Source organism: Streptomyces sp. NPDC002643 (genome assembly GCF_053592555.1).
In genome coordinates, this window is the sequence record NZ_JBSFVY010000006.1 from 64,611 (window position 1) to 76,625 (window position 12,015).

The window sequence follows — 12,015 nt, forward strand, 5'->3', positions numbered from 1 at the left end:
TCTCCTCTTCTTGATACGTCGGCCCGTTTCCTCTTCCGATACGTATCGGCGCCGTCTCCGGCTGGACATCACGACCCGTTCCGTACAGTCACCGGAGCGACCTGCGCGGCGACCGATAAGAACGATCAGGAGGCCTCGGCGGCCGTACATATGTCCCGGTGGCCCTCGGTCATATGGCCCGCCACAGCCGTCGTTCGGCAAAACGCACGGTCACGGCGTCACCCTCCTCGCGGTCGCCGGTTCTCCGCATGATCGGTGTGCGACCTCCCTCTCATCCGGCGTCGCGAGCGCAACCTCTGCCCGTAGACTCCCTCGCGTGACACGTTGCGGGGCGGTTGGCAAGATGGCCTCGGCGGTCGGCAAGGTGCGGTAACAGGGAGGAAGCGTCTCGTGAGCAGCAGGCCATCCCGAGGCGCTGCTCGCCTCGCAGCGATACTGGACGCGCTGCCCGATGCGTTGGTGCTGGTCAACGCCAACGGCACCGTCGTCAACGCCAACACCATCGCCCTTGAGGCCTTCGAGACCCCGGGGACCGCTCTCGTCGGGCGCGGACTGCTCGATCTGCTGCCCGAGTTCGACTCCCGGCTCATCCCCGGGTCCATGCGGCGGCCCGACAGCATCGACCCGACCGGGCGGACCAAGCCGACCCGTATGACCGCCCGCCGCACCGACGGCAGTGAGTTCCCCGTCGAAGTCACAAGCGCGAATCTGGAGAACGGGCAGCAGGCGTACGACGGTTACGGGTACGCCAATGACGAGCTGCTGATGCTGGTCGTGCGTGACTTGTCGGGGACCGTCGACACCGAGGCCGAACTCGCGCGTTCGCAACGGCAGACGGAGATGATTCTGCGGGCCGCCGCCGAGGGCGTGGTGGGGACCGATACGGACGGGCGGATCGTGCTCGTCAATCCGGCCGCCGCTCAGATACTGGGGTATCGGGCCAGTGATCTCGGCGGGCGTGAACTGCACACGCTCGTGCTGCACTCGCGTGAGGACGGCTCGCCCTTCCCGTACGCCGAGTCGCCGCTCGCCGATACGTTGAAGTCGGGGCGCAAGCACCGGGTGCGCGGGCAGGTGCTGTGGTCGAAGGCCGGCGAGAAGGTGTCGGTCGATCTGACGACCGCGCCGGTGCGTGACGGGGAGCAGCTCGTCGGCGCCGTGATGACGTTCACCGACCGGCGGCCGTACGACAAGCTCGCCGAGGAGAAGGACGCCGAGGCCGAGGCGCACGCGGAGGAGCTGGAGCGGCTCGCCGAGGAACACGCGGAGAAGATCGAGAAGATCCGCGAGGAGCACACCGCCGAGCTGACCGAGCTGGCAGAGGCGCACGCCGAGGAACTCGCCGCCGGTGACGAGCGGTACGCGGCGCTCGGGGAGCGGGAGAAGGACCGGTACGAGGCGTTGGCCGCCCGGCATGAGCAGTTGCTCGCCGTGCTGGGCACCTCCCTGCGCGGTCCGCTGGAGCAGTTGCGCGGTGAGCTGGGCACCCTCGCGGCCGACGACGCCGGGCAGCTGTGGCCCGAGGCCAACCAGGTGCTGCACCACCTCACCGCCGGGTACTCGCGGATCACCACGCTCATCGACAACGTGCTCGGCTATCAGCGGATCGACGCCGGTGAGGACGATCTGGTCCGTACGGCCGTCATGCTCGACGCGGTCGTCGCGGCCGGTGTCGACGGGGCCGTGGAGCTGATCGGGCCGGGGCGGGTGCAGTTCGCGGTGCACGCGCCGCCCATCGAGGCCGAGGTGGACCAGGTCCGGCTCGCCACCGCGCTGGCCCATCTCATCGCGGACGTCGCCGGCGTCGACGCCACGGGCAACGCGCCCATGTCCGCCGGTGGCTACATGGACAACACCGTCGTCGTGGCGGCCGCCCAGCGCAGCGAGGTCGTACGCATCGAGGTGCGCGGGCCGTACGCCGGGGGAGACCCGGTGCATCAGCCGATCGTCCAGGGGATCGTGCGGGCGCACGGCGGTGTGCTCCAGACGCACGAGGTGCCGGGGATGAGCGGCAGCGCGTATGTGCTGGAGGTGCCGCTGGGCGGTGGCGCGGGGGCCGTTCCGGTCCAGGCCGCGCCCGCCGCCGGCGTCGAGGTGGATGACGGGGCCGACCATACGGCGGCGGGGGCCGAGGGCGCGCTGCCCGAGCAGGCTTCCGCTTCCGGGAGTGGGCGTCGTCGGGGGCGGCGGTCTTCCGTGGACGCGTTCCTGGAGAGCGAGGACGCGCCCGAGGCGGAGGCCGCGCCGGCCGCCGCCCCGACCGGGCGGCGTCGGCGGCGGGCCGAGGAACCGGCCGCGAGCGGCGCCCCCGTCGGCGAGGGCGCCGCGGCCGATGAGGTCGAGGGTGCCGGTGGGAGCGGGCGGCGCCGTGGGCGGACCGCCAGGGCGGAGGGTGCCGAGGGCACGGGCGAAGCGGTGGCCGCCGAGGGTGCCGTGGTGACCGCCGCCGAGCACGCGGCCGGGGCCGCTGCCGCCGCCAACGGGCTGGGCGGGACCGTACCGCCGCAGGGTGTGCCCGCGCCGAGCGGACGGCGTGCGCGGCGGGAGGCCGCGCCGCAGAACGCGTTGCCGCCCGCGCTGCCCGCCGGTCCGGCCGGGGGCCCGGGTTCGGGTTCCCATGCGGGCTCTTCTTCGGGGTCTGCCGATACGACGGCGAACGGTGCCGACGGTGGCTCCCAGGACGGTGAGGGCTCCCGGCCCACCGGGCGGCGTCGGCGGGCTCTGGCCAACGCCGAGGAGCGTGCCGCCGCGCCCGAGACCGGTGGGCGGGCGGTTTTCGCGCTGCCGCCTGCTGAGGCGGACCGCGGGCCCGAGTACGAGCAGGGCCCTGCGGCGCTGGGGCCGGTACCGGTGCCTGCGGCGGCCCAGGGCGCGGTCGGGGGGCCGGGCGCGGCTGGAGGGCAAGGCGCGGGAGGGCAAGGGGCCGTCGTAGGGCAAGGGACGGCCGTGGGGCACGGTGCGGTCGTGGGGCAGAGTGCGGTCGGTGCGCCAGGTACGGCTGGTACGCCTGCTGCGGCCGGTGCGGTCGGTGCGGTCGGTACGCCCGCTGCGGCCGGTCTGCCCGCGCTGCCCGGCGGTCCGATGCCCGCCGGGCAACCTGTGCCCGGCGCGAACCCGGTGCCTGCCGAGGGGCTCGTGCCCGCCGTCGGTGTCGCACAGCCGCAGGTCGCCCAGGGCCAGGGGGCCGCTGCCGGACAGGCCCTCGCCGCGAACCAGGCCGGTGTGGGGCAGGCTCTGCCGCCGGGCCATGCGGCCGCTGCCGGACAGGCCCTCGCCGCAGGGCAGGTGCCGGGTGCCCCCGCCGGTGGTGTGGACGACGGTCGCCATGACGCCGCGCTGCACGACCCCTCCGACGACCACACCCCGCCACAACCGCACCCGGTGGCCGCGCCTACCGGCCGCCGTCGGGCGGTACGGCCCGCCCCGCAGCAGGGTGACGCCGGGGCGACGGGTGCGCCCACGCAGGCCGGTCCGGCGCAGATTCCGCCTGGGCAGGGGATTCCGCCCGGCCAGGGGATTCCGCCGCAGGGTGGGCCGGGGCAACCGGTGCCCGCACAAGGGGTTCCCGGCCAGCTGGGGTCCGTACAGGCGCAGGGAGCACAGGGGCAGCCCGTTCCCGCGCAGGGAGTTCCCGGCCAGCCTGTTCCCGCACAGGGTCTGCCGGGGCAGCCGGTGCCCGCGCAGGGCGTACCCGGACAGCCGGTGCCCGCGCAGGGAGTTCCGGGGGCCGCCGCTCAGCCCGTTCCCGTAGGTGCGGCTCAGCCCGTGTCTGCCCAAGGGGCCGGGCAGCCGGTGCCTGCCCAGGGCGTCGGCCAGCCCGTGCCCGCGCAAGGTGTTCCGGGCGCCCCGCAGCCGGTGGCAGCGCAGGGGCTCGGGGGTGGGCCTCAGGCCCTGGGCGCGCAAGCCGCCGTCCCTGGCCGGCACCCGGTGGCAACGCAGGCCGCAGCGCCCGGTCAGCAGCCGGTAGCCGCGCAGGCCGCAGTTCCCGGTCAGCAGCCGGCGGCCCCGCAAGCCGCAGTCCCCGGTCAGCAACCCGTCGCCGCCGCGGTCGCGGGTCCTCAGCCCGGCGCCGCGCAAGGCGGTGCCGTACCGCCGCAGGGCGCCCCCCAGCCGACGCCCGCGCAGGGCGCCGCCCCCCAGCCCGTGCCTCCGCAGGGATCGGTCCCGGGTGGGCCCCAGCCCGGCCCGGCCCAAGGTGTGCCCGGGGCCGCGCGACCGCAGCCGCAGGCCTGGCCGGACCCCCGCCAGGACACCTCCGGCTTGGGTGTCCCCGTGGCAGCCCAGGCCGCGCAGGCCCCGCTGCCTCCGCAGTCCACTCCCTCCTCGGGCACCCCTCTCCCGCCCGAGCGTGCCGTGCGGCAACAGCCGCGTGCCGCACAGCCGTTGCCCGCCGAAGCCGTACCGGCCACACCCACGGCACCCACGGCACCCACCGCAGCCACAGCCGCAGCAGCCACCCCGGCCGCTTCCGGTGGCACCCCTTCCGCCCCCCTCGACCCCAACTCGACCCAGGGGCGGGCGTTCAGCGTGCGCACGCTCGGACAGGGCGTCCCGTTCACGCGTCAGGGTGCCCTCCAGGGGCAGCCCGGGGCGCAGAAGCAGGCCCCGGCTCAGCCGCAGCCGCAGCCCGGTTCGACCCCCGCCCCGAACCAGCCCGGTGGCTCCGGGCGGCGCCGCAAGCTGGGCACACCGCCCGAGCCGGCCGCCGAGCGCTCGGAGTCGGGCGCCCGGCCGCATCCTCAGCCCGGCCAGGCCACCGGGGGCGCCACAGGTCAGACCCCGCTCCCGGCCCAGGCGGGACAACAGCCGGGCCGACCCCAGCAGACGGCGCAGTCCTCCCTCGCTGGACAGTCCTCCCTCGCGGGGCAGGCGCCGCTCCCGGCCCAGCCCTCGCTCGCAGGCCAAGTGCCCCTCCCCGCTCAGCCGTCCCTCGCCGGGCAGGTCCCACTTCCGCCGCAACCCTCCCTCGCCGGGCAGTCCCGGCTGCTCGGGCGGACCGACGGGGCCGGGCGGTCGTACGCCATAGGGGCACCCGACGAGGACGCGGACGAGGGGCCGGAGCCGCTCGACGGTCCCGGTGGCGCGGTGGAGGTCCCCGACCGGCCTCATCCGCAGCCGATGGACGACGAGTTGCCGCCGGAGCCGCTGGACAATCCGCGTCGGCTGCTGGTGTGGCCCGCGCCGGACGTGTCGACGCAGCAGGCGCTCACCGATCGCGGCTACCGTCCCGTCATCGTGAACTCCCGCGAGGAGGTCGACGCCCAGATCGCCGCCTTCCCGGCCGCGCTGTTCGTCGATCCGCTGACCGGGCCCATCACCCGCACCGCGCTCCAGTCACTGCGTCAGGCCGCCGTGGCCGCCGAGGTCCCCGTGCTCGTCACGGCGGGGCTCGGGCAGGCGACGCGTGAGGCGGCGTACGGGGCCGACCCGGCGATCCTGCTCAAGGCGCTCGCACCGCGTGACTCCGAGCAGCACCCGCCGCGTGTGCTGCTGATCGAGGAGCACGCGGAGATCGCGCTCGCCCTGACCGCGACGCTGGAACGGCGGGGCATGCAGGTCGCCCGGGCCGCGTCCGACACCGACGCCGTCACCCTCGCCGCGCAGATGCGGCCCAACCTGGTGGTGATGGATCTGCTCCAGGTGCACCGCCGCCAGGCCGGGATCGTCGACTGGCTGCGGACGAACGGCCAGTTGAACCGCACCCCGCTCGTCGTCTACACCGCCGCCGTCGACCAGTCCGAACTGCCACGCCTGGCCTCGGGTGAGACGGTCCTGTTCCTCGCCGAGCGCTCGACCAGCGCCGAGGTCCAGACCCGGATCGTGGACCTCTTGGCACGAGTCGGTACGAACTGAGCCACCGGCCCTACCGATCCAACGCCGAGCCAAGCTCCCCTCACAACACTTGGGGCACTGTTTCACGTGAAACAGTGCCCCAAGCCGACTCTGGTGAGGTCCTACCTTCGCCAGACGGACGTCAGACGGACGTCAGACGGACGTCAGACGGACGTCAGATCTTCGTGACGTCCAGCCCGCCCTCCGCGTGCTGCTTGCGCAGCAGCTTCTTGTCCCACTTGCCGACCGTGGTCTTCGGCACCGACTCGACCAGCGTCCAGCGCTCCGGCAGCTGCCACTTGGCGATCTTGCCGTCCTCGGCGAGGAAGGAGCGGAGGGCCTCGAAGTCGGTCGTGGAGCCCTCCTTCAACACCACGATGGCGAGCGGGCGTTCGCCCCACTTCTCGTCCGGCACGGCGACGACGGCGGCCTCGACGACCTCCGGGTGGGCGATGAGGGCGTTCTCCAGCTCCACCGAGGAGATCCACTCGCCGCCGGACTTGATGACGTCCTTGGCGCGGTCGGTGAGGGTGAGGAAGCCGTCGGGGGTGATGGTGCCGACGTCGCCGGTCTTCAGCCAGCCGTCCTCGCTGAACTTGTCGTCGGGGCGGAGCGGGTCGGCGCCCGGGCCGCCGTAGTACGCACCCGCGATCCACGGTCCGCGCACCTCCAGCTCACCGGCCGACTTGCCGTCCCACGGCAGACGCTCGCCGCCCGGGCCGGTGAGGCGGGCCTCGACGGAGGCGGGGAAGCGGCCCTGGGTGAGCCGGTACGCGAACTCCTCCTCCGAGTCCGGCTCCACATGGGCCGGCGGCCGGGAGACCGTACCGAGCGGGGAGGTCTCCGTCATGCCCCAGGCGTGGCAGACGCGCATGCCCAGCTTGTCGAAGGCCGCCATGAGGGAGGCCGGACAGGCGGAGCCGCCGATGGTGACCTGGGTGAGGGAAGCGACGTCGCGCGGACGGGCGTTCAGCTCGGCGAGCAGTCCCTGCCAGATGGTGGGGACGGCGGCGGCGTACGTCGGCTTCAGCGACTCGATCATCTCGGCGAGGGGGGCGGGCTGCAGGAACCGGTCGGGCATCAGCATGTTGACGCCGGACATGAACGTGCCGTGGGGGAGGCCCCAGGCGTTCACATGGAACTGCGGGACGACCAGGAGCGCGAGGTCCGAGGCGGTCAGGGCCATGGACTCGGCCATGTTGACCTGCATGGAGTGCAGATAGATCGAGCGATGGGAGTAGACGACGCCCTTGGGGTCGCCGGTGGTGCCGGAGGTGTAGCACATGGCTGCGGCCGAGCGCTCGTCCAGCTCGGGCCAGTCGTACGTGGTCGGCTTCCCGGCGAGCAGGTCCTCGTACTCGTGCACCTGGACCCCGGTCGCGCCGGCGAGCGCCGAGCGGTCGCCCGGACCGGAGACGATGACGTGCTCCACGGTCTTGAGGTACGGCAGGAGCGGCGCGAGGAGGGGGAGCAGCGAGCCGTTGGCGATGACCACGCGGTCGGCGGCGTGGTTGGCGATCCAGGCGAGCTGCTCGGGAGGCAGACGCAGGTTCAGGGTGTGCAGGACGGCGCCCATGGAGGGGACCGCGAAGTAGGTCTCGACGTGCTCGGCGTTGTTCCACATCAGCGTCGCGACCCGCTGGCCGTTCTCGACCGCGAGGTCGTCGCGCAGCGCGTGCGCCAGCTGGGCGGCGCGGGCGCCGATCTCGGCGTAGGAACGGCGGTGGGGCTCGCCCTCGCCGGTCCAGGTGATCACCTGCGACGTCCCGTGGACCCTCGACCCATGGGTCAGAATCCTGGAGATCAACAGCGGTACGTCCTGCATGGTGCTCAGCACGGCGTCCTCCCGGGGCGGCTCTGCCTACGCGGTGGTAACGGTTGTGCTGATTCTGCGCACATACCGGGCGGTATGTCACTAGGGATCGGGATGATCGATCAGTGAGAACCCTGATCAAAACCCTAGTGGGCCCCCGGTAGATCCCCCATAAAGGTCATGCGTGGCCCCGGAGTTGATCCTCCGGGAGAACCCCGTGAGGAACGGGCGGAGTCACCTCACGGGCTCCAGCTCGGGGTCCTCGCGGAGCTTGCCGAGCGCCCGGGACACCGCCGACTTGACCGTACCCACCGAGACCCCGAGGACCTCGGCGGTCTGCACCTCGCTGAGGTCCTCGTAGTACCTGAGGACTACCATCGCCCGCTGCCGCGCCGGCAGCTTCATGATCGCCCGCCACATCGCGTCGTGCAGCGCCTGCTGCTCGGCCGGGTCGGCACTCTGCACGGCCTCCGGCTCCGGCAGTTCGTCGCACGCGAACTCGTCCACCTTGCGCTTGCGCCACTGCGACGTACGCGTGTTCAGCAGCGCGCGGCGTACATAGCCGTCGAGTGCCCGGTGGTCCTCGATGCGCTCCCAGGCGACGTACGTCTTGGCGAGCGCGGTCTGCAGCAGGTCCTCGGCGTCGTTCGGATTCGTGGTCAGCGACCGGGCGGTCCGCAGCAGCACCGGCTGGCGGGCCTTCACATACGCCGAGAACGACGGGTACGACAGGGCCGCCATGTTCGCAAGGCCCGACAGGGGCAGGGTCGGCTTGGTCCGCGTCGCCGGTGCAGCTGCGGTCGAAGCGCTGGTGCAGACGGGTGTGGTCATGGCTCCACGCTAGGAGTGAGCCCCACATCGGCGGATCGGCCGCAGGTCCCGAAGACGGCTCCCCCTCAGGTTGTAGGAGTAGGGCGAACCCCACCTACTGAAGGTGGAGGAGCGGCCCCCAGGTACTGAGGGTGAGTCCCTGAGACACCTGCCCTGGGTGTACGGGGGCCACGCGCCACCCCCGGCGGGGCCGGGCCACCCTCACCCATCCACCCCCAGCACCAACCCCGACGTAGGCACCCCCGTCCCCGCCGTGACGAGCACCCGCTCGGCCCCGGCCACCTGATTGACGGACGTCCCCCGCACCTGCCGTACCGCCTCCGCGATCCCGTTCATGCCGTGCAGATACGCCTCCCCGAGCTGCCCCCCGTGCGTATTGATCGGCAGCCGTTCCTCCGCCACGAAGTCCGCCGCCTCCCCGGCCCCGCAGAAGCCGAACTCCTCCAGCTGCATCAGCACGAACGGCGTGAAGTGGTCATACAGGATGCCCACATCGATGCCGTCCGGCCCGAGCCCCGAGGTCCGCCACAGCTGCCGGGCGACCACGCCCATCTCCGGCAGTTCCGCCAGATCCCGCGCGTAGAAACTCGTCATCTGCTCCTGCGCCCGCCCGGCCCCCTGGGCCGCCGCCACGACCACCGCCGGCGGCTTCGGCAGATCCCGCGCCCGCTCCACCGAGGTCACGACGAGCGCCTGCCCGCCGTCCGTCTCCTGGCAGCAGTCCAGCAGCCGCAGCGGCTCGACGATCCACCGCGAGGCCGCGTGCTCGGCGAGCGTGATGGGACGGCCGTGGAAGTACGCCGCCGGGTTCGTGGCCGCGTACTTGCGGTCGACCACGGCCACCTGCCCGAACGCCTCCGGGGTCAGCCCGTACGTGTGGAGGTACCGCTGGGCCGCCATCGCCACCCAGGACGCGGGCGTGAGCAGCCCGAACGGCATCACCCACCCAAGCGCCGCACCCTCCGCCGTCGGCTCCCGATGCCGTACCCCGGCCCCGAACCGCCGCCCCGACCGCTCGTTGAACGCCCGGTAGCAGACCACGACCTCCGCGACCCCGGTCGCCACGGCCAGCGCCGCCTGCTGCACGGTCGCACACGCCGCCCCGCCGCCGTAATGCACCCGCGAGAAGAACGACAACTCCCCGATCCCGGCCGCCTGCGCCACCGTGATCTCCGGGCTGGTGTCCATCGTGAACGTCACCATCCCGTCCACGTCCCCCGGCGCAAGCCCCGCGTCGTCGAGTGCCGACCGCACCGCCTCCACGGCCAGCCGCAGCTCACTGCGCCCCGAGTCCTTGGAGAACTCGGTGGCCCCGATCCCGACCACGGCCGCACGCCCACCCAGGCTGTCTTTCGAACGGACGCTCACCGGTGGCTCCCTTCGGACGAGGTGACGGGGCCGGGCGCGACTGTCTGTCGGCCGGCGGCCAAGGTCGGAGATGGCGGTGGCTGTGGCGGTGGCCCGGGCAGGGTGACGGTGACCGTTCCTGTCACATGCCGGCCGATGCCGTTCTCCCCGACGACTTTCACGGTGACCGTGTCCCCGTCGGCCTCCTCGACCGCGCCGGTCAACACCATCGTGTCCCCCGGGTAGTTGGGGGCGCCGAGCCGGATGGCGACCTTGCGGAGCACGGCACCCGGCCCGAAGTGATCGGTGATGTACCGCCCCACCAGCCCGTTCGTGGTCAGGATGTTCATGAAGACATCGGGCGACCCGCGCCGCCGGGCCAACTCCGGATCATGATGCACGTCCTGGAAGTCACGCGAAGCGATAGCCCCGGCGACAACGAGCGTGCGCGTGACCGGAATCCGCAACGGAGCGAGCCGCCCCCCGGCCGCCCCACCCTCGTCCGCCCGGAAGACCGGCAGCTCCAACTCCTCGTCGTACCGCGCGAACTCAAGCCGTACGCCCATCCCGATCCGCACCTTGTCATACGGCACCCCGATGACATTGCTGACGATCCGGACGCCCTCCACGAGTTCGATCAACGCGACGGCGTACGGCCCCGCCCGACCGGAGCCGACTCCCGCTCCGGTTCCGGCTCCGGTTCCCGTGCCGGCGCCGACTCCGGAGCCGGCTGCACCGCCGGAACCGCCACCGCCCCCGTCACCGGCGCGCTCGGGCGCGGTGAACGCGGGAAAGGGCGGGTGATGCATCACGACATACGAGTGGACCACTCCTTCGCCGCTCGCCCGCACGGTGTCCCAGTCGAGTGAGCCGCACGCGTTGCACCCCGGCAGCCAGGGAAAACGGAGGGCGGCGCAGTCGGCACACCGCTGGATGAGGAGCTGATGGCGCGCGACACCGTCCCAGAACCCGGCGTTGTCGCGGTTGACGACGGGCCGGGGCCGAAGGGGCCTCGGCTCCCCACCACCGGAAGCGACGCCCTTGCTCGTCTCCCTCCCCTTCCCCTTGCCCGGCGCGTACTTGAAGATCCGGAAGCGATGGGTGCCGACGAGCGCATCCCCAACTCGCACATCCATGCGGGTCGTCACGAAGTACCCGATCCCGAGCTTGGTGGTCTTCCGCCCCGACACCGACTCCACGACCGAGTCGAACACGATCTCGTCCCCCGGCCGCAGCGGCCGTAGGTACTCCTGCTCGCAGTCGGTGGCGACAACCGAGGTGCAGCCGACATCGTCGAGCAGCGCGAGCAACTCCTCGTACGCCGCCGAGCGCCCCGAAGCGCCCCTGTCATGCCCGCTGAGGCCGCCCATCGTCCACACCTGGAGCATGGTGGGCGGAGCGACGGCGTCCGGTCCGGCGTACGCGGGGTCGGTGTCGCCCATGGCCTCGCACCAGTGCCGGATCATGGGCAGGTTGACGGGGTCCTTGCCCACCCCGCCGCCCACGGCGACGCACCCTTCGAACGCCTTGAGCCGCACGGACAGTTCACCGGGATCACTCGGCTCGCCCTCGGTCACGATGCCCCCAACTCACCATTTCTGACTATCCGTCAGATTGAAGGAACCGTCACGGGAACTGTCAAGGCCATGGACCGGCACGAAAACACCTGCGCGGCGGCACCGAAGTACCGCCGCGCAGGCGCTGTCACACCCCACTGCATGTCCCACACCCGGGGGTTCGGGGCCGTACGGGAGTGTCCTCATCCCCATCCCGGCCGGCCCCGGCCCCGGCTCGACTCACCAGATGTTGACGAAGGTGAGGTCCGTGTTGTCGTTGTCCTGGTCGATGGCCGTGAAGCCGGAGCCGTTGACCTGGGCGGTGTTGTTCTGGTTCGAGGCGCCGGAACCGACCGCCTGCTGCTGCGTGGTCGACGAGTTGCCGTTGTTGTCGCCGCCGACGCCGCTGCCGTTGATGTTGGCGTTGGCCGCGTTCGATCCGTTGTCCGCGAAGGAGCCGTTGTCGGCTGCGGCAACGCCGGTGAACAGGGCGGCGGCGAGCGGCAGGGCCGAGACGGCGGCCAGAACGCGGGCAGTACGGATGCTTGCCATGTGTGTTTCCTCCAGAGCCTTTCCCACAAGTACGAAGTGCGCCGGGGTGGTTGGCCGACCGCCTCGGTGCTGGTCATCGACGTC

General features: G+C 72.4%; 6 protein-coding genes. 1 reads left to right on the forward strand and 5 read right to left on the reverse strand.

Annotated features, from left to right (window positions below; translation table 11 throughout):
* Positions 1-390: 390 nt before the first annotated feature.
* A complete protein-coding gene (locus tag ACWD4G_RS10965; RefSeq protein WP_451292373.1) occupies positions 391-5,853 on the forward strand; it encodes a PAS domain-containing protein in 5,463 nt (1,820 codons plus the stop codon).
* Between the two features lie 154 nt (positions 5,854-6,007).
* Here ACWD4G_RS10965 and ACWD4G_RS10970 read toward each other — a convergent pair whose 3' ends face one another.
* From ACWD4G_RS10970 to ACWD4G_RS10990, 5 genes are all read right to left on the reverse strand, one after another.
* Positions 6,008-7,669: a long-chain fatty acid--CoA ligase gene (locus ACWD4G_RS10970; protein ID WP_451292374.1), complete on the reverse strand. Its 1,662-nt coding sequence runs from the start codon at positions 7,667-7,669 to the stop codon at positions 6,008-6,010.
* A gap of 210 nt (positions 7,670-7,879) precedes the next feature.
* On the reverse strand, positions 7,880-8,476 hold the full coding sequence (locus ACWD4G_RS10975) for a SigE family RNA polymerase sigma factor (RefSeq protein ID WP_451292375.1): 597 nt from the start codon (positions 8,474-8,476) through the stop codon (positions 7,880-7,882).
* Between the two features lie 201 nt (positions 8,477-8,677).
* A complete protein-coding gene (locus ACWD4G_RS10980) occupies positions 8,678-9,844 on the reverse strand; it encodes a lipid-transfer protein (protein ID WP_451292376.1) in 1,167 nt (388 codons plus the stop codon).
* Positions 9,841-11,403, reverse strand: coding sequence for an OB-fold domain-containing protein (locus ACWD4G_RS10985; RefSeq protein ID WP_451292636.1), 1,563 nt, complete (start codon positions 11,401-11,403; stop codon positions 9,841-9,843). Before ACWD4G_RS10985 ends, ACWD4G_RS10980 begins: the two co-directional genes overlap by 4 nt.
* 216 nt (positions 11,404-11,619) lie before the next feature.
* A complete protein-coding gene (locus ACWD4G_RS10990; protein ID WP_451292377.1) occupies positions 11,620-11,931 on the reverse strand; it encodes a hypothetical protein in 312 nt (103 codons plus the stop codon).
* Positions 11,932-12,015: the final 84 nt, after the last annotated feature.